Origin of the sequence: Kribbella qitaiheensis, assembly GCF_042657745.1 — a bacterium.
Lineage (GTDB): Bacteria > Actinomycetota > Actinomycetes > Propionibacteriales > Kribbellaceae > Kribbella > Kribbella qitaiheensis.
Genome location: NZ_JBHSKE010000019.1, coordinates 151,498 through 173,939, shown reverse-complemented (window position 1 = coordinate 173,939; position 22,442 = coordinate 151,498). Strand labels below are relative to the sequence as shown.

Here is a 22,442-nt window from a genome sequence, read left to right as displayed (position 1 = left end):
TGAACGCGCCCAACTGTTCCTGCCAGTGCGCCTGGACCTGGTCGAGCCAGGCCTGGACGGCGACGACCGGCTCGGGGCGCAAGCGAAAGATCCGGACCCTGGCGCCCCCGAAACGCTCTAGCGGACCACCAAGGACGCCGTGGCCTGGTGGCCGAGCGATGTGTTGGTACCGGTCACTTTGAGGGTGAAGGTGCCGCGTGCCGTGGCCGAGGTCGTCTTGACCTTCAGCGTCGCCCATCCTGGAGCGACGACGGGATTGCCGGTCCAGGTCGCCGACGAGTTGACCGGCAGGCCCGTGATCTTCAGCGAGACCAAGCCGTTGAAGCCCCCGATCGACGACACCGCGACGGTGTACGTCGCGGTTTGCGTCCGCGTGACGCTGATCGAGGCCGGGCTCATCGTGACCGCGAAGTCGCGCGGATTCACGACCAGAGTCACAGTGACCGCATGACTGAGCGCTCCGGTGCTCGCGGTCACGGTGACCGGATAGCTGCCGCTCGCGGCCGCAGCCTGCGTTGTGATGCTGAGCTGAGCCGTCCCCTCACCATGAACGACCGCAGGGCTGAAGGTCGCAGTGCCCACGGCCGTTGGCAGGCCGCCGGCCGTGAAGGTGACGTCACCGGTGAATCCGTTGAGAGCAGACACGCCGATGCTGTACGTCGCCACGGCACCGGCGGAGACGGTCCGGCTGGACGGCGTGGCCGCCACGGTGTAGTCCGGCGGTGGCACAACGGTGAGTGAGGCCGGAACCGAGTGAGTGGTGGTGCCGCTGGTTCCGGTGATGGTCAGTGCATTGGAACCTGTCGTGGCCGGGGCCACCACAGTCAGGCGGGAGGTGCCGCTGCCGCCGGTGACGACCGGCGGATCGAAGGTCGCGGTTCCACCGGTCGGCAGCCCGGACAGCGAGAGTCCGACATCATCCGAGAATCCGCCGCTCCCACTGACTGTCACCGTGTACTGCGTGCTGCCGCCGGGCTGTGTGGTCGCAGACGCAGGTGCAACTGCCACGGCGAAGTCCGGTGTGTTCCGCAGCCAGTTGTACGACGCCAGTACGTCGAGTCGTCCGGAACCGTAGCTGTCGTCGGCGCCGGCGGGTCCGAGGTCGACCGCACCCTGCTGCAGCGCAGAGATCTGCCGGTCGGCGCTCAATCCGGGCATCGTCTGCAGCAGCAGGGCAAGGGCTCCCGCGACATGCGGTGCAGCCAACGAGGTTCCAGAGACGTCGAGGTAGCCGCCGTACAAGTCCGTCGTGCGGATATCGGTGCCAGGGGCCACCAACTGCGGGTAGCCCGCCTGACCGCAGGCGGACGGTCCACGGCTGCTGAACGGGGAGATCGTGTCGGTGTCGTCGACCGAACCGACCGCGAGCGCCTCCGGGTTGTTGGCCGGACTGGCCGACGTACCGGCGGTCGGTCCATAGTTGCCTGCGGCAAAGACTGGCAGGATGCCGGCCGCCCGGAGGTTGCGCAGGTCGGGCTGGAAGTCGAGGCTGCAGCCTCCCGCCGCCATGGTCCAGGAGTTGTTCACCACGTTCGGGGCGTCGGCGGTGGCCGGGTTGCCGTCGGGATCCAGCAGCCACTGGTACCCGAGATGGATCCCCGTCGAGGTCGCCTGGCCGCGGTCGTTGAAGATCTTGACCGCGATCCACCGGGCGTCCGGCGCGACGCCGACCGACGTGCCGCCTCCGTCACCGCCGACCATCACGCCCATCGTCTGGGTGCCGTGACCGATCACGTCGGTCGGCGTTGACGGGTGCTGCCCGTTCGGGTCGTACCAACTGTTGGCACCACCACGCCAGCGAACGGCCAACTCCGGATGGCTGAGATCGACACCGGTGTCCATCGAGGCGACCACCATCCCCTGGCCGCGGTAGCCCAGGTCCCACAGCGCCGGCGCGTTCACCTGGGCGACGTTCGGCTCGGCGGCCGAGGCGGTCGTGACCGTCGGCGCCTGGATCGTCGAGTCCGGACGGACCTCACGGACCTCCGGCCGGAGGGTGAGTTCCGCCGCCACGCTCGCACGGACCCGGGCCCCGATCGCGTTGGTGATCCACAGCGGTACGACGGAGGCCACCCGCCCCTGACCCCGGCGTACGGCGAGCAGGTCCCGCGCGCCGCGCTGAGTCGTGGCCGCGTGGTCGCGCAACCTCTTCTCCAGGAGCCGGAGTCGCTCGCGCCGATCCGGCGACGCCACCGGGCCAGGGACGACCTGGGACTTCATCACCACGATGACGTCGACGAAGGGGTCGGGCCGGGGAGCGGCCCAAGCGGTTCCCGAGAGGCCGAGAGCGGTGACCATCGCGATCACGAGCGGCCGGCAGCGCACCATCATCCTGAACCTCCTCCGGACCTGCGAAGGAGCCGCCAGGTGAAGGCCACCAGCGCCCCTTCGAGCAACAACACAGCGGCGACATCGACATACGGCGCCAGCGGGCGGCCCGACGTGACTGGCGACTCCACCGGCGCCACCTGCCAGTCGAGTGGTACTGCGTACTCGTGGCCGGCACGGTGCACGACTGCGACCAGTCGCAGGGCTCCGGCAGCCTCGGCCTGATAGGTGGCGAAGTAACGAGTGCCGGTCAGCCGCTCGAGGGCCACGGACCGACCACTCGGTGCCACGCCGAACAGCAGCTCGACCTGGTCGATCGGCGCCGGTGAAGGTCGTCGACTGCTCTCCGCGATGACCGTGAACCAGTTGGCTCCCGGCTGGTTCGGCGTCGCCGAGACCGTCACCACGAGGTCGGCGACGGATCCACTGCGGGTCAGGGCGGTCCGGTCGGCCGGCCCGTCGGCGCTGGAGAAGCCGGGCGAAGCATCGGAGACACTTGCCGCGGCGCCCAATGGCGGTGGCTGGTTGACGAGCGCGGCGACGGCGACCAGCAGCACCAGACCTACACCGGTCTCCACCGCGATGGTGCGAGCCGGCCGCGGCCGCTGCTGCAGCCGTCGGGCGTTGATCAGTCCGAGGACACCCATCGCCGCCAGCAGGCCGGTCTTGAGCAACAGCAGCCGTCCGTACGACGAGACGACCAGGCTGCTCGTGGTGGCGACCTGGAGGCCGGCACTGTAGAGACCCGTCACCAGCAGGAGCAGAACGCTGCCTCCGGCCAGAACCGAGAACGATCCGCGACAGCTCCTGACGAGCAAGGCGAGGTCTGATCGGGAACGGCCTCGTGGCCAGAGGACAACCAGCAGTGCGGGCACGGCGCCGAGCCAGAGCAACCCGGTGAAGGCATGAACCGCGCCGGCGACCAGGGCCGCAATGCGCCCCGACGGCAGAGCCGCTGCATGACTGCCGAGAGCTTCGACCCACATGAGCAAGCCGAGCAGCGCGACGACGGCGAAAGCGAGCTGCCAACGCAGGCGACCCTGCCGGCCCAGCAGCACCACCAGGACGCACAGCAACGCCAGCGCGACCGTATGAACGATCCAGAGCCGTCCCCAGTCCCCGCCGAGTACGTCGGTGAACTCGGACGCTCTGACCAGCAGATCCGCAATGCTGATGAGCAACGCCATCAGACCGGCCGCCAACGCGGTGGTCAGGAGCCGTCGGCGAGCAGTTGCGAAGACGGATGCCGGATCCTCCCGTCGGCCGAGGACCAGCAGGTAGACCGCCAGCGGGCCGACCAGACCGGCCAACGAGGCCAAGGCGGCCCACCGTCGTAGCAGTTCGGTGGACGATCCGCCGGAGGACTGCAGGAAGGCACTGGCCGCGCCGATGGCGAACAGCACCGTTCCGTTCGTCGCGTGGCCGTCCTCGGCCGACACGGCTTCCCAGACAAGTCCATAGGAACCAGGCGCCAGCCGCGGCAGCACGACTGCGATCACCCGCGGATCACGGGACCCCACGACCAGCCGGGTGCCTGAGACGTTGGCGCCCCGCTGGTCGATCAAGCGCGCCGTACTCCGGCTCGGCGCCATCTCGTCGCTGAACCAGAGCCTGGCCAGGCCAGGAGACTCGGCGAGCACAGCTCCGCTGGCCGGATCCGCCCGGACCAGCACGGTGTGCGCCGCGGCCGTGGACGGCGACACAACGATGATGATGGCGACGGCAACAGCAAGGGCCAGCATCACCAGGCAGCGATGCCGCACGGCTCCCCCCTCCCGTCGGCACCGAAGCAACCACGCCGACAGCCCGACGATAGGAACCACCGTCGTGGTTCGGCCCGTTCATGACCGGACCGTCACTACATGACGGGATCGTCATCCACAGCCTGCCTTCCATGACCGCTCGATGACCCGCGGATGACGGAGCGGTCATGCAGCACCCGGGGTGGCGCTGCCGGCCGGATGATCGGGCCAGATGTCAGCACCAGGCGGGTGTCACCCTGACTCCTGCCACCGGGAGGGTGGATCCGATGTCTGCAGCCTCGTGGAAACGAACAACCTCTGCGCGTCCTGGCCGCCGCGACCGGAAGCGGTCGTCGATCGCCCGGCTGGTGATCTTCGCGATGGTGTTCGCCTTCCTGCCCGGATTCGCGTCCCTGCGCTCGTCGGGACCGCTGGCCGCTCCGAAGGCGCAGGCGGCCGCCGCCTGTCCGTCCGGCGGCTGTCAGGTCACCATCGACGCCCGGGACTTCCCCACCGGTACGCCGCTGGCGCACTTCAACTATGTGGTCAACTTCGACAACACGAAGCTGCCGAACGATCCCAAGGCGCTGAGCACCGAGAGCAACAGCCCGATCGTGCGCGAGGGCAACGAGGTCCGCGACACCGTCTCGCTGCCGGCCGGCCGGTACCTGATCTCGGTCCGCGCGGTGGACCACAAGCTGTGGGGCAAGCACATCACCCTGCCCGCGGACGCCGATGTCACCGGCAAGCTGACCGCGCGCATCGACCTGACGGTGCAGAGCGAGGCGCATCCCCTGCCACTGGGCAAGATCCGGGTCTTCGTCTTCGAGGACAACGCCTGGGCCAACGGCGCACCTGACACGGAGGAGGGCGGCCTGACCGGCTTCCAGGTCGGGCTCGAGGAGCAGACCCACAGCGCCGTCACGGTCGACTACAACAACCAGCCGTTGTGTGGTGGTCTGTGTCTGACCAACGGCGACGGCTTCGCCCAGCTGAACGACCTCGGTCCCGCGACCTACTTCATCGACGTGCACCCACCGGACAAGCCCTGCAACAGCAACCCGGACAGCCGCTGGTACCAGACCACCACGATCGACGGTGGACTCCAGTTGCTCGCCCCCGTCGAGGAAGGCAGCGACGGCACTGGCGCGCCCGGCGAGCAGCTCTGGGAGCCGCCGACGGCCCGGACCGCCTACTGGTTCGGCTTCGTCTGCTCACCGCAGCCGTTCGCGACCCCCGGCACGGGTGAGATCACCGGTACGGCGCGCAACTGGCAGGGCTGGCCGCCGTTCGACCAGCTCACCCTCGGCGAGCCGGTGGAGCAGCCGTTCGTGGCGCTGAGCGACTCGAGCACGGACCGCACCGTGTTCATCGACCAGGGCGATGCCCAGGGCAACTTCGACATCCAGAACGTGCCGCCGGGCAGTTACAACCTCGCGGTCTGGGACGAACAGTTGTCCTACATCATGCGAATCGTCCCGGTGACAGTGGGAGCCGGTGAGACAGTCACTGTCGGCGATCCTGATCCGGTCCGCCCGGACGAACAAGGACTCGGGGTATCCCGCTGGTTCGGCTGGCTGGACGGCCATGTCTACAAGGACCTGAACGGCAACGGGGTTCGCGACTCCGGTGAACCCAGTATCGCCAACACCGATATGGACCAGCGGTGGCGGGACGGCTCGATCAAGGAGGCCACTGTCACCAACCCGTCCGGCTACTACCAGTACCCGACGGCGGAGGGCGGACCACTCGGTCGCTGGATCGTCAACGAGCAGGGCTTCGCGCGGTTCGGCGTCAGCGGCGCGGCCGTGCACGACGAGTACGACCCCAGCGTCGTGACGCACATCCCGACCGACCTCGGTGGCGCGCTGCTCACCAACCAGTTGCTCACCGAGGGACACCGCGCGACGGTCGACTGGGGCAAGACCGACTACCCCGCCGGTACGCCGGGACAGATCGTCGGCATCACCTACTTCTCGACCACCCGCAACGAGTTCGACGCGCGGATGCAGGCCCATGAGGACTACGAACCCGCGATCCCCGACGTCACGGTCTACCTCGAGGCGCTCGGCCCGGACGGTGAGCCCAACACCGCCGACGACGTCGTCGTGAACAAGTACGTGACCGATCACTGGACCCAGCCGAGCGGCACCCCACCGGCCAACCCCGCCACCTATGCCCCCGGCTGTTCCGTCCGCGACGCCACCGGCGCCGACATCAGCAGCACCCTGAACCCGGCCATCGGGCCGAACTGTCTCGAGGTCCCGATCACCGGTGAGCAGACCAAGGACGGCGCGTTCGACGGCGGTTACGCCTTCGCCGACTTCTGCCCGGGCGGCTACGACCTGGCAGCCGACGATGGCACCTGTACGGGTGGCGGCGACCCAACCCCACTGGTCGCCGGCACCTACATCACGCACGTGGTGATGCCGACCGACGGTACCGACACACGCAGCTGCAACCCGGCCGGCTCCCAGCAGGTCACGCACGCCAAGGGCGCCATCCCCGGCGACGGTACCGGCTGTCTCTACCGGCCGGTCCGCGAGGAGGACGTGAACGTTGACCTCGGCAACCACTTCACACCGGCCATCCCGCCACCGCCGTGTACCGGCGACGACCACGTCATCGACCAGTCGACCCTGGTGACCCGCAGCAACTACTTCGGCGTCGCCGGCGCGCACGCGCCCTTGTGCGACAAGCGCCTGGTCGTGCTGCAGAACAGCCAGAACGCCAACGCCGACTTCAACCTGATGACCAACTTCCTCACCGACCCGAACGGCGAGAACGCGGACGACACCCGGATCGGCGACGTGGCCGAACCGGGCCGCCTGGTCGGCCAGGTGTTCAACGACATCTACTTCGAGCGCAACCCGCAGTCGCCGTGGTACGGCGAGCCGCGGCCGATCGGCGGCATCCCGGTCGGCATCTACGCCCGGGTCGACACCGCCGGCCCCGGCGGCAACGTCAACCTGCCGTACGACGCCAACAACTGGCGGCTGCTCACCACCGTGACGACCAGCCCGGACGGCTCCTTCGAGGCGCTCGTGCCGTCCACCGAGACGCTCAACTGCCCGATCCCGCAAGGCCCGTGCCCTGGCATGTACCTGGTCAAGGTGGACGATCCAGGCAGCAAGGCCGCCCCGAACGCGGGCTACAACCCGAACCTGCTCACCGCCACGACACCGGCCGAGGCCTGGCCGGGTCTCACCACGCAGCTCGACCTGCCGCTCGACCCGATCTCGGGCACCGGGTGCGAGGATCCGGCCGTTCCGGCCCGGCCCGAACTGCTCCAGGTCTCCACTCCGGTCGTTCCGGCCAGCGGCAGTCGCCAGATCACCATCCAGGGCGACTTCATCGGGACCACGGGGACGGCCACCGGCGGCGCCGGCGTACGGGCGACGCTGACCGATGCGCGCAACGGCCAGGTGCAGACCCTGACCAGAGCCAACGGCGGCATCGTGAGCTGGACGCCCGGGACGTCCGGCACCACCGGTACGCCCGACACCATCGTCATCAACGTGCCCGCGCTCGCCTCCAACGCGGCGGCGAACCTGTTGCCGAACGCAACCTTCCGGCCGGGCCCGAAGCAGTTGACGCTGACCACGGCGGACATCAACGGCGGGGTCTCGACCGCGAACGGTCTGACCGTCCACGTGATGGGATCGAACGGCACGGGCACCAACACCGTCAGCTACAACCCGAACGTGGTGAACGTCGCGGCACCGACGCTGACCGGCCACCAGCTGCAGACCGCCATCGACGCGGCGCCGGCGAAGAGCCTGCTGGTGCTGCAGCCCGGCACCTACAACGAGAACGTGCTGGTGTGGAAGCCGCTGAAGATCCAGGGCAAGGGCCCGGGCGGCATCATCGGCGCGCACGAGTTCCAGGCGCGTGACCCGGAGGACCCGCGGTTCCACGTCCTCGGCTCGGTGATCGACGGCCGCTACTTCCAGCAGAACGCGACGGCTTACGACGCCCTGGTCACCGCGCACGGCCCGTATGCCGACCCGTCCCACCCCGTCCTGCGAGGCGCCGACGTGACCGTGGTCGCCCAGACCACCGCGGCGTACAACCTGACGCCGGTGACGGCCACGCTGAACCAGCCGGCCTTCAACCAGTCCCGGGTCGACGGTGTCGCCCTGATGACCGGGTCGGGCGAGGGCGCCGGCGGCATCCAGCTGCAGGCCTCGATCAACAACGAGCAGCTCACCAACAACGTGCTCGAGAACAACTCCGGGGTCGTTGCCGGCGGCATCGGTGTCGGGCAGCCCTACGCCCACGCCGGTCACAACTACAGCGTCCGGATCGCCAACAACAGGGTGCTCGGCAATGGCGGCCTGACCCAGGCCGGCGGCGTGGGCATCTTCTACGGCTCGAACGACTACGAGGTGGCGCGCAACATCGTCTGCTCGAACTTCAGCGTCAACTACGGCGCGGGTGTCTCCCACATCGGGCTCAGCCCGAACGGGAACATCCACGACAACCAGATCTACTACAACGACTCCGTGGATTCCGGCGCGGGCGTCGCGATCGAGTCGGAGATCCCGGTCGGCGGCGGCGCGCTCGGCGACGGCACCGGTGCGGTGTCGCTGGACAAGAACCTGATCCAGAGCAACTACTCCGCCGACGACGGCGGCGGGTTGTTCGTGCTCGACGCGCTGAACGCCACGATCAACCTCCGCGACAACATGATCGTCGACAACGGTTCGGCCGATATCGGCGGCGCCATGATGCTCGACGACTCGTCGAACGTGCGGATCATCAACAACACCGTGGCCAACAACGTGTCCACCGCCTCGTCGGAGAACTCCGCGATCGGCGTCCCACACTCCGCCGGACTCGCCTCCGAAGGCAACGACCCGCTCTGGCAGAACGACGCCCGCTACGTCGCGCAGTACCCGAATGCCGCGACCAGGCCGGACTTCTCCAGGCCGACGGCTCAGTTCAACGACATCTTCTGGAACAACAACGCCTTCACCCTGACCGGCTTCGGGCCGGGCGCGACCCTGGTGGACGAGGGTTTCATCGACTTCGAGGTGCACGGTACGACGAACAACGCCGACACCTTCGTACCCCGCTACTCCGACCTGACCAACGGGCAGATCCTCGGTCCGGACGGGATCCAGCACGCGCTGCCGCCCGGCCAGGGCAACATCGTCGGCACCAACCCGCTGTTCGTCACGCCGTTCACGCTCGAGCTGACCGTGTCCGGCTCCCGGCTCGACCCCCAGACCGCGGCCGTCACCATCACCGGCGCCGATCCGCCGGTCGGCCTGACCGGGAACTACCACCTGCAGGGTGGCACTCCGCTGGTGGACCGGGGGGTCCGGTGCTCCAACACGGCTGCGCCCGCACCCGCCACCGCTCTCAACGCCTGTACAGGCGGCGGGATCCAGGCACCGAGTTCGCTGCCGGCACTCGGTGGGCTGGGCGACTTCGACAGTCAGTTCCGGCCGCAGCTGCGAACACTCCGGGTCCGGACTCCTTGGGACCTCGGTGCGGACGAGCTGCCCGGCGTACCCATTCCGTTGCCGTGAAGTGAGCGTGAAGTTGCCATGAGCAAACAGCGAGCAGGCGCTCCGAGGGAGGACGCGATGGCACCGCAGAAGGCCGGCCTGGGACGCCGGGGTTTCCTGAAGGCCACCGGGCTCGGTGCCCTGGGTACCCTGGCCGCCGGCGGGGTGATCCAGGCCGTCGGGACCGCCTCCGCGGCCACCACCACGCTGGCCCTGGCCGCGACCGACGGGTATGTCGTGGTGCCTGGCCGGGAGAACGACCCGCTGTACATCTTCGGGTTCATCCCGGTCAGTCCGACGGCCACCGTCGACGCGCTGGTCCAGCAGTACAAGGGACATGCGCAGACCAGCGCACCGACGCTGGACTTCCGGCAGAACGACGACATCAAGATCACCCTGACCAACCTCGGCCTGGTGCAACGCCCCGACCTGACCGACTCGCACACGATCCACTGGCACGGCTTCGACATCCCGTCACCGCTGAACGACGGCGTCCCCGAGGTGTCCGTCGCGGTACCGATCAGCCGGCAGTTGACGTACTTCTACCGGCCGCACCGCGAGGGCACGTACATGTACCACTGCCACTTCGAGGACGTCGAGCACGTGCAGATGGGCATGACCGGCATCGTGTTCGTGCGCCCACTCCAGGACGGTACGCCGATCGGCGGCTTCTCCCACTTCGCCTACAACGACGGCGACGGGTCGACCGGCTACGACCGGCACTTCGCGATTCTGCTGAACGAGTACTGGAGCAACTTCCACGATGGCGACCGCGACATCCAGGAGTCGATCGCCACGGACTACGAGCCGCAGTGGTTCACTCTGAACGGCCGCTGCTATCCGCAGACACTGTTGCCGAACGACGACCCCACGCTGCCCGCGACGTTGCGGATCGCCACTCCGAACGCGAACTACGATGACGCGCCCGACTACAGCCTGCCGAACTCGGCGCTGGTCCAGGTGAACCCAGGTGATCGGGTCCTGCTCCGGCTGGCGAACCTGGGCTACCAGCAGCATGCGATGCAACTGCCCGGCCTGCCGATGCACGTGATCGGGCAGGACGCCTCGCTGCTGCGCAACGGCGCCGTCGACACGTCGTACTGGACCAACACGCTGTACATCGGGCCCGGCGAGGCCAGAGACGTGCTGTTCGACGCTCCTGCCTATGCGGCAACGCGGCCGTCCGGCTCCGACAGCCGGGGCAGCTACAACGTCTACTACTTCAAGAACCGGGACTGGCGCAGGTTGTCCAGCCTCGGCGCGCCCGGCCCCAGCGGGATGATGACCGAGGTTCGGGTGTACCAGACCCCGTTGCCCCCGCAGACCGCCGTGAGCCAGACCTATGTCTGACCAGGAGGCGACGATGACACGCAGGACGATGCAACGCATCCGCCGGGTGATGGTCGCGCTGGCCCTGGCCGGCGGCGTCGCGGTACCGGCCTCGCTGCACGCGAGCGCGCTGCCGCCGGACGCCCCGCCGATCGGCATGATCTGTACGCCGGGCACCGTGGCGGGCTCGACCCACACGTTCAACCTGGTCGCCAAGTCGGGCACCATCGACACCCCGGACGGCAACAGCGTCTTCATGTGGAGCTACGCCAACGCCGACGCCCCGGACAACGGGCACTTCCAGAGCCCGGGTCCGGTGCTGTGCGCGACGCAGGGTCAGACGGTGGTCGTGCACCTCAGCAACACCTTGCCCGAGGCAACCTCCATCGTGTTCCCCGGCCAGGACGCCACTGTCACGGCCACCGGTGGAACCCCGGGACTGCTCACGACCGAGGTCGCCACGAGCGGCACGGTCACCTACACCTTCGTCGCGGGACAACCGGGCACCTACCTGTACGAGAGCGGCTCGGACGTCGTCAAGCAGGTCGAGATGGGATTGACCGGCGCGCTGGTGATCCGGCCGGCGCTCGGAGCCGACTATGCCTACGACACCGGAACCCGCTTCGATCCGGCCCGGGAGTACCTGCTGCTGCTCAGTGACATCGATCCCGATCTCCACCACGCCGTCGAGGTAGGCGCGACGTACGACGTGAACACGTTGCGGAACAGGTACTTCGCCATCAACGGCCGGGAGTTCCCGGACACGATCCAGGACAACGGCTCGGCCCTGCTGCCGAACCAGCCCTATGGTTCGCTCGTCCGGATCCAGCCCAACACGGCGACGAACGCCCGGCCGGCGCTGGTCCGGATGATCAACGTCGGGGCTGTGAATCACCCGTTCCACCCGCACGGCAACCACACCCGCCAGATCGCGCAGGACGGCCGGCTGATCGCCTCCACCGAGCACTTCGGCGAGACGATCGGTTCCGGACAGACCGAGGACTACCTGCTCCGCTGGGACGACCAGGACAACTGGGACCCGGCCACGAACCCGCTGCCGGTGGCCCAGCCGAACTACCGCAACCTTTTCTTCAAGGACGGCAACACCTGGTACGCCGGCAGCCCGTACCTCGGCAGCAAGGGCACGCTGCCGGTCGGCACCACCTCGCAGAACCTCTGCGGTGAGTGGTACTTCCCGCTGCACAGCCACGCGTTGAACGAGTTCACCAATTTCGACCAGGGCTTCGGCGGAATGGGCACACTGCTCAGGGTCGACCCGCCTGGCGGCTGCTTCGGTTCGCCGACCTCGACAGGGCTGATCGGTGCCACCCTCAAGTCGGGAGCAGTCACCGCACTCGGACTGGCGGACGGCACCTACTACCAGGTCAACCCGAAGACGACGACACGACCGACAGCGACCACTGCTGCCCAGACCAGCATCACGGTCGCCTCGGCGGCGGGCTTCCCGACCAGCGGGCCGTACTTCGTTCGCGTCGACAACGAGATCCTGCAGGTGACCGCCGGGCAGGGAACCACCACCTGGACCGTTGCTCGCGGCCAACTGGGGACGACAGCCGCGGGCCACGTCACCGGCTCCACGCTGACCGCACTGGCCACGGACTGGTACGGCGCGTTCGGCGGTGTCCCGGCCGGTAGCCAGAACCTCAAGGTGCTCTACAAGGGCCGCAACTGCGGTGTCACCACCACCGCCACCTGCCCGGTGCTGCCCTCCAACCTGCCCCAGCAGACAGTCAAGGTCTGCAACTGGACGATCGCAGGCGCCGCGGGCTGCAGTAACGCGACTTCCGCGGGCTGGACGACGTTGCCGGCACCGCCTGCGCAGCCGCAAGCAGTCGGTTCGACGGATGTGAGCTCGACCTGGACGCTGCCCGGACCGGCCGACGCCTACATCGGCACCGGTTCGTACAAGGGGCAGATCCGGGTGCTGGTCCACACCCAGCGCTTCACCCCCACCGCACCGGTCGCGTTCTCCACCTGGGGCGACCTGATGAAGATCGTGTACGACGCGCCATGACCAGGCACGAGCGGCAAAGGAGATGGGCGATGCGTACATCCGTCCACCGCAGGACCCGGGTCCTGGTGGTGCTCTTGCTGGCTACGTTCGGCCTGAGCTGCGTGGGCAGTTCGGCCTCCGCCGCGACGATCTCGATCGAGCTGTGTGCCGTCACGGGAACGGCCCCGCTACCCGGTGGCGGAACGGTCCCGATCTGGGGGTTCGGCATCCCGGCTGCCGCGGGTGACTGCAACTCCGCGACCGCGAGCCTGCCCGGACCGCAACTCGCGGTCGACCAGGGCGACCTGGTCACCATCACGGTCCGGAACGCCCTGCCGCCCGGACACGCGCTGTCCTTCGAGATCCCCGGCGTGACCGTCGACCCCGGGCCGGCCGACGCGGCCCCAGGCGCGGCTGTCAGCCGCTCCTTCACGGCCGGCCGGCCCGGCACCTACCTCTATCAGAGCGGCGGCAACGCGGGCCGACAGGAGGCCATGGGCTTGTCCGGCCCACTCCTGGTCCGCTCGTCGGTTCCCGGTCAGGCCTACGGCACCCCCGGTACGGCGTACGACGTCGAGGCGATCCTCGTGCTGATGGCGATCGATCCGGCCTTCAACGCGGCGCCGGACACGTTCGACCTGCAGAACTACAGGGCGACGTACTGGCTGATCAACGGGAAGGGTTACCCGAACACGACGCCGATCAGCGCGACCGCTGGGCAGCGGGTGCTGCTGCGGTATCTCAACGCCGGCTACGACAACACGTCGATGACACTGCTCGGTACGCATCAGCAGGTCGTCGCCCGCGATGCCCGATTGCTGACGAACGCCTTCTCCGCCAGCACGGAGACCATCCCTGCCGGTGCCACCGAGGACTCCCTGGTCACCGTGCCCGCCGGCAGTCCGCCGAGTAGTCATGGTTTCCCGCTGTACAACCGGCAACTGCACCTGACCAACGGCCCTCAGACCGGTACTTCGCCGACGCCGGCGACCGGTGGCGGCATGCTGACCTTCATCCAGCCATGACTCGCGCGCCACGGCTGGTTCTGGGTGCCGTGGTCGGCAGCATGCTGGCTGCGGGTGCGTTGGCCGTCTGGCTGACGTACGGGCCGGGGAAGGCCTCCTCCACACCACCGGCGACAACCGCCGTCGAGGTGGTCTGGGGACGGCCTGCGGTGGATGCCGACGGGCTGGCCCAGCGCAGCGGAGTACGGATCACCCGGGTCGCTGTGACCGGCGGCGGTGGGTTGCTGGATCTCCGGTTCCAGGTACTCGACCCGAACCTGGCGAACAGTGTGCACGACGCCGCGACGCCGCCGGCCGTCGTGGACGAGCGAACCGGGCTGGTCGTCCGCGACCTGCTGATGAACCACGCCCACACCGGCAAGTACACGGCGGGCGAGACCTACTACCTGGTCTTCGAGAATCCCGGGAACTGGGTCCGCCGGGGTTCGAGCGTCACCGTGCTGCTCGGCGGTGCCCAGGTTGAGCACGTCACCGTCCGCTGACGAGTGCGGCGGCCGGTTGCCCCGACGGCCGCCGTACGCGATCGCCTTGTTTCGTAGGCCCCGTCACCGTCCGGTCGGCACGGTCAGCTCGAACCTGGCGCCACCGTCCAGACTGGTCATCGCCCGGAGTACTCCCCCGTGGGCCTCTGCCACCGCCTTCGCCATCGGCAGGCCCAGACCACTACCCATCGGGCCGTCGGGCGGCCGGCGATGCCAGAAACGCTCGAACACGTGCGGGAGCTGCTCGGCCGGGATGCCCGGCCCCGAGTCGTCGACCGTGATCATGTACCGGTCCGGCATCGCGATGCAGCCGAGCCTGATGGTGTCGCACGGCCCGGTGTAGTGCACCGCGTTCTCGATCAACGCGTCCAACGCGAGCTCCATCCACTGCGGATCGCAGTCCACGACGCGAGTCGGCAGGCAGCTCACCACCCAGTGCCGATCGGTACCGGCACTCCAGTTCCGGCCGATCTGACTGACCAGTGCGCCGATGTCCGTACGCCTCATCTCGAGCTCTTCGCCGGCGTCCAGCCGGGCGAGTGCCAGCAACCGGTCGGACAACGCGGACATCCGCTCGAGCTGGTGGACGGCGACTCCGATGCGCTGGCTCGCGACCGCCGGAATCGGACCGGTGGCGGCGAGTTCGAGATGACCGCGAGCGATCGTCAGCGGCGTCCGGAGGGCGTGTGAGGTGTCCCGGAAGAAACCGCGCTCGCGCTCCAGACTGGCCCTGCGCTGGTCGGCCATCAGCTCGACCTGCCGCAGGGCGGCGACCCGGCGGCGAGCGTGCCAGACCATCGCCACGAAGAGCGCCGGCATCAGAGGGACCTCCGCGAGTTCCGCGCGGTCGATGACCCCGCTGAACGCGTGCGAGCCGAGGATCCAGCCGGTCGCCCCCGTCACCGCGAGCGTCACCAGGACGGTCGGCAACAGCGGCCAGACCCTGAAGCCGTAGACGATGGTGAGCGACAGGAAGAGGATGTGGTACGGAATCGTCTCCTGGCCGGGCATCCTGACCATCAGCACCAGCATCGCGATGATGATGGCCGCCAGCACGCCGTCCACCACCTGCTCCCCGCGCGCGGTAAGACGCCAGGGCTTGGTCTGCCGCGCCGCCGGGGTTCCGGCGCTCCGGTCACGCTGTCTGTAGCTGATAACCGACATTGCGCACCGTCCGGATCACGTCGTCGCGCAGCTTGGCCCGGAGCCGGCCGACGCAGACGTCGACGAGGTTCGTCGACGGGTCGAAGTCGTAGCCCCAGACCTCCGAGAGCAACTCCTGGCGCGAACACACGATGTCCGGGTTTCGCATCAGGTGCTGCAACAGCAGGAACTCGCGCTGCGACAGCTCAGCCGTCCGCCCGCCGACCTGCAACCGGCGGGTGCGCGTGTTGAGGACGATGGCCCCGACCCGCAGTACGTCGGACGGCCGGGCCACCGGCTCGGCCAGCAGCCGCGACCGTACCCGCGCGATCAGCTCGCGAAGCAGGAACGGCTTGGCCAGGAAGTCGACCGCGCCCTCCTCGAGGCAGGCGACCCGGGCCTGCTTGTCCTCCGTCGCGGACAGGACCAGGATCCGCGTGGTCGGGTCGTGCGCCATCAAGGCCGTGAGCACCGCCTGACCGTCGAGCCCCGGCATCAGCAGATCGAGGACCACCAGGTCGACCTTGGTCGTCAGCGCCACCCGGAGCCCTTCCGTGCTGTCGATCGCGGTCAGCACGTGATAGCCCTCGGCCTCCAGCGCGTGGCCGACAAAGCCCAGCAGATCCGGCTCGTCGTCAATGACGAGAATCCTGGTCATCGAACCCCCTCGGCCGTCATGCATGACCGGGCACACAGCATGCCAGGCACCGTCGTCCGAACAGCGCCAGTCCGGGGCCCCCACCGATCTGCCTACCCAGAGTCATTCTGTTCTGCCTGAGCGTCCAGCGGAAGGGTCTGACCGGTCCTAGACGAGCCCGAGCGGCTCGTGGGGCTCTGGCGGCAGGACGACGGTCAGCGGATCCCCGGGACGGACCACGCCGGCTGTGGAGACGACGGCCATGATTCCGACTCGGTAGACGGTGGTGCCATCGGCCTCGCGCCAGATGACCTCTTTGAGCATGCCTGTGCGGAGCTTGTTGATCTGGTTGCACGGGTCGCGCAGCCCGGTCACCGTCACGACCGCGCTGTCGCCTAGCCGGAGGTTCGTGCCGGTGGGCAGGCTGAACAGGTCCAGGCCGTCTGTGGTGATGTTCTCGCCGAGGTCGCCTGGGGCTACGTCGTACCCCTTGGCGTTCAGCTCGTCGATCAGCTCGCGTTGGATCAGGTGCACCTGTCGGAGGTTGGGCGCCGCCGCGTTCCGCCGTACGAGGTGCAGGTGCTGCACGGTCGCGCCGGCGTGGGCGTCGCCCTCCACGCCGATGCCTTCGATCAGCCGTACCTCGGGGACGGCCGGCTTGCTGAAGCGGTGTTTGTCGTCGCGGTGGACCGAATCGACCTTCACCGGGTCTCCTGGTACGAGGTGCGGGAGGCGGTGACGGTCGGCAGGTAGCGATCGGCCCAGCCGGCGACGCCGTACACGAGCGAGTTGAGCGCACGACCCGCCTCGGTCAGCTCGTACTCGACCTTGGGCGGGACGGTCGGGTAGACGGTGCGCGTTATCAGCCCGTCCCGCTCGAGCCCGCGCAGGCTGCCGCTCAGCATCCGCTGCGTCACCGGCGCCGCGGCCCGCCGCAGTTCGTTGAACCGCAAGGGCCCGTCGCGCAACTGGTCGAGCACGATGACCGACCACTTCTCCCCGATCAACGCCAGCACGTCCCGGATCAACCCGCACGACTCCGCCGTCTCCTCGAACACCTTCTCGGACGCCACGTTCGTCATCGGTTCCCTCCGCGATACCAGGTGCCCGGAAACTGCCTTCTTGCCCAGACCACGCCCCACCGACAGGCTGGCCGGGTCATTCCACTTTCTACCAAACCACGCGAAATGTGAGTGCCCTGCGATGAGCTTCCCCTGGTCCGATCTGCCGCACGACGACCCCGCCTGGTTCAAGCGCGGCGCGCTGTACGTGCCGTCCGGGGAGGGGCCGACGGTGTGGGCGGCCGGTGATGTCTACACGATCAAGGCCCGCGCCTCCCAGACGAACGGCGCCTTCGGCTTCATCGAGGCGACAGTCCCGGCCGGTGGTGGACCGCCGCCGCACGCGCACCCCGATGAGGAGGAGACCTTCTACCTGCTCTCCGGTGAACTGGAGTTCCTCGACGGCGAGGAGACCTTCATCGCCAAGGCCGGCGACTTCGTCCACATCCCCCGCGGCGTGCGGCACCGATTCCACAACGTCGCGAACCACGCCGCCCGGATGATCTTCATGTTCACCCCCGGCGGCACCGAGTCCGTGATCGCCGACCACGCCCTCCCCGCCGTCCCCGGCAAGGAGGTCCCACCGATCGACGAGGACCAATTGGCCCGCTTCGCCATCATGAACCAACTAGCGAAGACGATCCCCCTGCCCGACCTGTCCTGAGGCCCAGATCTTCTGCTGCACCTCCGCGAAGTGGCAGGCGACCTGCGGCTCGGCGCCGGCGGGAGGATCTCCAGCCCGACCAGGGAAGGAACGCAGCTGTCCCGGAGCCGCTCAGTGGTGCGGCACCAGGCCCGGGAAGCTCCTCCGCCCAAGGGTGCCGGTGGCCCCCATGCCGACACTTTGTGCACCAGCTGAGCAGGCCCGGGCGGCTCGAACGCTCACCTGGTGCACAAGGTGCGGGCTCAACCGCGCGCCTCGGCTCCCGGCCCGCGATCGGCCCCCGATGACGGGTCGTTCGCCCGCTGCCGCCTTACGAGCCGTCAGCCGCCGTGGAACCCGCCAGCCGCGCCGGCCGCGAGAGGCGAACTCCACCGAGAGATCATTTGCTTCCAGCAACTGTCAGCTCTCCCCTGCCAGCACACAGGCAGCCGTACGCCGGTCGCCCGCCGGCCGCAGGTCGATCTCCACGGTCGAGCAACTTTCAAGCGAAGAGGTCATTGCTATTGGCGACTACACACTTGTGTAGTAACTTGCTCCTGTGTGTAGTTTTCGAGGTCCGAGAGGAAGACGCCATGTCGGCTGACCGCGCCAGCGAGGATCTGACCGCTCGCGCCCGGATCAGGGATGCGGCCCTGCGGCTGTTCACCGAGCGCGGTATCGACGGCGCGTCGATCCGCGACATCGCCGCCGCCGCGGGGGTCTCGTCCGGCCTGATCCGGCATCACTTCGGGTCGAAGGAAGCCCTGCGCGACGCCTGCGACGCCTATGCGACCGCCGAGATGAACCGGCTGCGCGAGCAACTGTTCTCCGGCGGCGGACTGACGGATACCGCGGGCATGGTGGCGCTGCATCCGACCATGAGGGCTCTGCAGGGCTATCTGGTGCGGTCGATGGTGGACGGGTCGGATGCGGCGGGCGCCCTGTTCGACGACGCCGTCCGACTGAGCGAGGACTGGCTGACCCGCGACAAGGTCGAGACCAGGGACCTGCGGGCGTACGCCGCGGTACTGGTCGCGATGCAACTGGGGGTCTTCCTGATGAAGGACCAGATGTCCCGCGCGCTCGGCGTGGATCTCGACACACCGGCCGGCCATGTCCGGCTGAACAGAGGCTTTGTGGATGCCTTCTCCCACGTCCTGCTCACCCCCGAGCAGGCCGCTCAACTGCATACCGCGATGGATCGAATGGACGATGGAGGACAACGATGACCGAGGCGATTCGCACCGCGGGCCTGGTCAAGACCTTCGGGCGCACGCGGGCCCTGGACGAACTGGACCTGACGGTCCGCACCGGTGAGGTGCACGGCTTCCTGGGACCCAACGGCGCCGGGAAGACCACCACGCTCCGGATCCTGCTCGGCATGACCCGGGCCGACAGCGGCAGCGCCGAGGTGCTCGGCGGCAACCCGTGGACGGACGCGACCGAGTTGCACCGGCGCCTGGCCTACGTGCCCGGCGACGTCACGCTGTGGCCGAACCTGAGCGGTGGCGAAGCGATCGACCTGCTCGGACGGATGCGCGGCGGGCTCGACCAGAAGCGCCGGGCCGAACTGCTGGAGCGGTTCGACCTGGATCCGCGCAAGAAGGCCCGGACCTACTCCAAGGGCAACCGGCAGAAGGTCGCCCTGATCGCCGCGCTCGCGTCCGAGGTCGAGCTGCTGGTGCTCGACGAGCCGACCTCCGGCCTGGATCCCCTGATGGAGGAGGCGTTCCGGCAGTCGATCCAGGAGATCCGCGACCGCAGCGACACGACAGTGCTGCTGTCCAGCCACATCCTTTCCGAGGTGGAGGCGCTCTGCGACCGGGTCACCATCATCCGTTCCGGGCGCGCCGCCGAGACCGGCACCCTGACCGAGCTGCGGCACCTGACCCGAACCTCGATCCACGCCGAGCTGACCGGGCCGCCGAACGGACTGGCCGATCTGCCCGGCGTCCATGATCTGAAGGTCGAGGACGGGAAGGTGAGCCTCGCGGTCGACGCGGACGCGATCAACGCGGTCCTGCGCCAGCTGACCGACTCCGGCGTACGCAGTCTCGTCAGCCAACCGCCCACGCTGGAAGAGCTCTTCCTGCGCCTGTACGAACCGGCGGCGACCCGATGAGCACCTTGACCGGTACGGGCGGCCTGATCCGCCTGATCCTGCGGCGGGACCGGCTGATCCTGCCGCTCTGGATCGTCATCCTCACGCTGATCCCGGTCAGCTACGTCTCCTCCTTCAACGAGCTCTTCCCCACTGCGGCCTCGCGCCTGCAGTACGCCGACAACGCGGGATTCGTGACGCTCTACGGCGAACTGTCCGGGACGAGCCTCGGCGAGTTCATCACCTGGCGGGTCGGGTTCGTGCCGGTGATGGTCGGGCTGATCAGCCTGCTCACCGTCATTCGCCACACCCGGGTCGAGGAGGAGACCGGTCGACGCGAACTGCTCGGATCGACGGTGGTCGGGCGGCACGCCCCTCTGGCCGCCGCCCTGGCCACGGTGTTCGCCGCCAATCTGCTCCTCGCCGTCCTGCTGGTCCTGGGGATGTCCAGCCAGGACCTGCCACTCGCGGGATCAGTTGCCCTCGGCATCCGATTCGCCGTCAGCGGCTGGTTCTTCGCGGCCGTGGGAGCGGTCGCCGCCCAGCTCACGGCCGCCGCCAGTACTGCGCGCGGCATCGCGATCGCGGTACTGGGTGCCGCCTTCGCGTTCCGCGCGGCGGGTGACACCAGTGCTCACTCCGATGGCGGTCTGGCCTGGCTGTCCTGGTTGTCGCCGATCGGCTGGCTGCAACGGATCCGCCCGTACGGCGGCGACCACTGGGGGGTCGCCGTACTCGTCATCGCCGTCACCGGCGTACTCGTCGCGGTCGCGGTCTCCTTGTCCGCAAGGCGCGACGTCGGCTCGGGTCTGCTGCCGGCGCGGCTGGGCCCGGCGACCGGAGCTCCCTCCTTGCGTACTCCGCTCGCGCTGGCGTGGCGGTTGCACCGAGGACTGCTGGCTGCCTGGGTCTCCGCGTTCGCCTTGCTGGGCGTGTTGTTCGGCGGTGTCGCCGAGGGGGTCGGCGACCTGATGCGGGACGACCAGGCGGCCAGAGACTTCTTCGCCCGGATCGGCGGGAAGACCGGACTGATCGACTCGTACTTCGTCGGCGTGATGTCGATCGTCGGGTTGATCTCGGCCGCCTACGCGGTCCAGGCCACGCTGCGGTTGCGGGCCGAGGAGACCAGCGGACGGGCCGAGCCGGTGCTTGCCACCGCGACCAGCAGGTTGCGCTGGGCAACGAGCCATCTGGTGTTCGCCCTGCTCGGACCGGCAGCCGCGCTGCTGGCGGCCGGACTCACCTCGGGTCTGGCCTACGGGGCCGCGGCGGGCGATGTCGGTCAGCAGGTGCCTCGGCTGATCGAGGCCGCGCTAGTCCAACTGCCTGCCGTCTGGGTTCTGGCGGCGGTGGCGATCGCTATTGTCGGACTGGCTCCCCGGCTGTCGCCTGCAGCCTGGGTCGCACCCGCGATCTGCCTGCTGCTCGGCATCGCCGGTGCGGCGGTCCAGCTCGACGACTGGGTGATGGACATCTCGCCGTTCGCCCATCTCCCCGCTCTGCCGGGCGGCGGCATGTCAGCAGCGCCGGAGATCGCTCTGCTGGCCATCGCTGCAGCGCTGGCTGCGGTAGGCCTGGCCGGCCTACGCCACCGCGACTTGCCGGCCTGACCTCCGCTCCAAGGACCCGGACTAGTGCTTGGCGTTGCGGGACCAGACGAAGCAGTAGACGCCGAAGCACGCGAGGCCGAGAGCCACCAGGGTGAGCAGCACCGTGCCGAAAGGCTGGTCCTTCAACGTCCGCATGGCCGTGTCGAGGCCACCCGCCTTCTTCGGGTCGTAGCTGATCGAGGCCCAGGCGAAGAGCACGCCCATGGTGATGAACGCGACCCCCTTGGCGGCATAGCCGGCCCGGCCGAGCATCACAGTCGCCTGCGAGACGCCACCGGTCAGGTCCTCGAGGAACTTCTTCGTCACCGACTTGTAGATCTGCCGGACGCCGACGCCGACGAGGACCAGGCCGCCGATCACCACGAGCACCCGGCCGGCGCCGTTCTCCATCAGCTTGGCGGTCATACCGCTCGACTGGCTGGTGCCGGACTGGCTCGAGCCCATCGCGACCTTGACCGCGCTGACGCCCAGCGCGAGGTAGACGACGCCGCGCCCTATCGAGGAGACCTTCTTCTCGGTGTTCAGGTGGCCGTAGATGAGTTCGAGCACCTTCCAGATCACCAGGACGAACAGGCCGATGGCGACGATCCAGAGCAGCACTTCACCGAACGGCTTGCTGGCCAACTCCTTGAGGGCCCCCTGTTGCGAGGCTTCCTCCGACGAGTCGCCCCAGGCGACCTGCAGGGCGATCCAGGCGATCAGCAGGTACACCACACCGTAGGCGATCAGGCCGACGGTGATGGCGTAGTCGTACACGCGGCTTTGCCGGGCTTGCTGGGCGGTACTCATGGCATTCTCGTACCCACCCGCA

At 68.6% G+C, this 22,442-nt stretch carries 16 protein-coding genes; 9 read left to right on the top strand and 7 right to left on the bottom strand.

The window, feature by feature from the left end; all coding sequences use genetic code 11:
- Window positions 1-117: 117 nt before the first annotated feature.
- Together ACFPJ1_RS16855 and ACFPJ1_RS16850 are read right to left on the bottom strand one after the other, a co-directional pair.
- Entirely contained in the window at window positions 118-2,331 is a 2,214-nt protein-coding gene (locus tag ACFPJ1_RS16855) for a S8 family serine peptidase (protein WP_380104827.1), read from the bottom strand.
- Window positions 2,328-4,091 (bottom strand): copper resistance CopC/CopD family protein, encoded by a 1,764-nt coding sequence (locus ACFPJ1_RS16850; protein WP_380104825.1) that lies wholly within the window; start codon window positions 4,089-4,091, stop codon window positions 2,328-2,330. The genes ACFPJ1_RS16855 and ACFPJ1_RS16850 overlap by 4 nt, the downstream gene beginning before the upstream one ends.
- A gap of 266 nt (window positions 4,092-4,357) precedes the next feature.
- On the opposite strand from ACFPJ1_RS16850, the gene ACFPJ1_RS16845 reads away from it, so the two are divergent.
- Genes ACFPJ1_RS16845 through ACFPJ1_RS16825 form a run of 5 tightly spaced genes read left to right on the top strand, consistent with a single transcriptional unit; the run spans window position 4,358 to window position 14,436 of the window.
- Window positions 4,358-9,607: a hypothetical protein gene (locus tag ACFPJ1_RS16845; RefSeq protein ID WP_380104823.1), complete on the top strand. Its 5,250-nt coding sequence runs from the start codon at window positions 4,358-4,360 to the stop codon at window positions 9,605-9,607.
- Between the two features lie 57 nt (window positions 9,608-9,664).
- Window positions 9,665-10,936, top strand: coding sequence for a multicopper oxidase domain-containing protein (locus tag ACFPJ1_RS16840; RefSeq protein ID WP_380104821.1), 1,272 nt, complete (start codon window positions 9,665-9,667; stop codon window positions 10,934-10,936).
- Between the two features lie 13 nt (window positions 10,937-10,949).
- Window positions 10,950-12,950 carry a multicopper oxidase domain-containing protein gene (locus ACFPJ1_RS16835; RefSeq protein ID WP_380104819.1) on the top strand — a complete coding sequence of 667 codons (2,001 nt, stop codon included), beginning with the start codon at window positions 10,950-10,952 and terminating at the stop codon, window positions 12,948-12,950.
- A 29-nt stretch (window positions 12,951-12,979) separates the two neighbouring features.
- Complete coding sequence (locus ACFPJ1_RS16830; protein WP_380104817.1) at window positions 12,980-13,954, top strand: multicopper oxidase domain-containing protein; 975 nt, start codon at window positions 12,980-12,982, stop codon at window positions 13,952-13,954.
- A complete protein-coding gene (locus ACFPJ1_RS16825) occupies window positions 13,951-14,436 on the top strand; it encodes a hypothetical protein (RefSeq protein WP_380104815.1) in 486 nt (161 codons plus the stop codon). The genes ACFPJ1_RS16830 and ACFPJ1_RS16825 overlap by 4 nt, the downstream gene beginning before the upstream one ends.
- Window positions 14,437-14,499: 63 nt before the next feature.
- On the opposite strand, the gene ACFPJ1_RS16820 is transcribed toward ACFPJ1_RS16825, so the two are convergent.
- The 4 genes from ACFPJ1_RS16820 to ACFPJ1_RS16805 all read right to left on the bottom strand — a co-directional run bounded on the left by ACFPJ1_RS16820 (window position 14,500) and on the right by ACFPJ1_RS16805 (window position 17,298).
- Window positions 14,500-15,501: a sensor histidine kinase gene (locus tag ACFPJ1_RS16820; RefSeq protein WP_380104813.1), complete on the bottom strand. Its 1,002-nt coding sequence runs from the start codon at window positions 15,499-15,501 to the stop codon at window positions 14,500-14,502.
- 70 nt (window positions 15,502-15,571) lie between these two features.
- A complete protein-coding gene (locus ACFPJ1_RS16815; RefSeq protein ID WP_380104811.1) occupies window positions 15,572-16,237 on the bottom strand; it encodes a response regulator transcription factor in 666 nt (221 codons plus the stop codon).
- Between the two features lie 147 nt (window positions 16,238-16,384).
- A complete protein-coding gene (locus ACFPJ1_RS16810) occupies window positions 16,385-16,921 on the bottom strand; it encodes an MOSC domain-containing protein (protein WP_380104809.1) in 537 nt (178 codons plus the stop codon).
- Window positions 16,918-17,298, bottom strand: a complete 381-nt coding sequence (locus tag ACFPJ1_RS16805) for a winged helix-turn-helix transcriptional regulator (RefSeq protein WP_380104807.1) — start codon at window positions 17,296-17,298, stop codon at window positions 16,918-16,920. The genes ACFPJ1_RS16810 and ACFPJ1_RS16805 overlap by 4 nt, the downstream gene beginning before the upstream one ends.
- A 121-nt stretch (window positions 17,299-17,419) precedes the next feature.
- On the opposite strand from ACFPJ1_RS16805, the gene ACFPJ1_RS16800 reads away from it, so the two are divergent.
- The 4 genes from ACFPJ1_RS16800 to ACFPJ1_RS16785 all read left to right on the top strand — a co-directional run bounded on the left by ACFPJ1_RS16800 (window position 17,420) and on the right by ACFPJ1_RS16785 (window position 21,631).
- Window positions 17,420-17,941, top strand: coding sequence for a cupin domain-containing protein (locus ACFPJ1_RS16800; RefSeq protein ID WP_380104805.1), 522 nt, complete (start codon window positions 17,420-17,422; stop codon window positions 17,939-17,941).
- Between the two features lie 572 nt (window positions 17,942-18,513).
- The gene (locus ACFPJ1_RS16795) at window positions 18,514-19,149 is read left to right on the top strand and encodes a TetR/AcrR family transcriptional regulator (protein ID WP_380104803.1); all 636 of its coding nucleotides are present in this window, start codon (window positions 18,514-18,516) and stop codon (window positions 19,147-19,149) included.
- Window positions 19,146-20,042, top strand: a complete 897-nt coding sequence (locus ACFPJ1_RS16790; protein ID WP_380104801.1) for an ABC transporter ATP-binding protein — start codon at window positions 19,146-19,148, stop codon at window positions 20,040-20,042. Before ACFPJ1_RS16795 ends, ACFPJ1_RS16790 begins: the two co-directional genes overlap by 4 nt.
- The gene (locus tag ACFPJ1_RS16785) at window positions 20,039-21,631 is read left to right on the top strand and encodes an ABC transporter permease (protein ID WP_380104800.1); all 1,593 of its coding nucleotides are present in this window, start codon (window positions 20,039-20,041) and stop codon (window positions 21,629-21,631) included. Before ACFPJ1_RS16790 ends, ACFPJ1_RS16785 begins: the two co-directional genes overlap by 4 nt.
- A gap of 21 nt (window positions 21,632-21,652) precedes the next feature.
- Here ACFPJ1_RS16785 and ACFPJ1_RS16780 read toward each other — a convergent pair whose 3' ends face one another.
- Window positions 21,653-22,420, bottom strand: a complete 768-nt coding sequence (locus ACFPJ1_RS16780) for a DUF1206 domain-containing protein (protein ID WP_380104798.1) — start codon at window positions 22,418-22,420, stop codon at window positions 21,653-21,655.
- Between the last annotated feature and the right edge of the window lie 22 nt (window positions 22,421-22,442).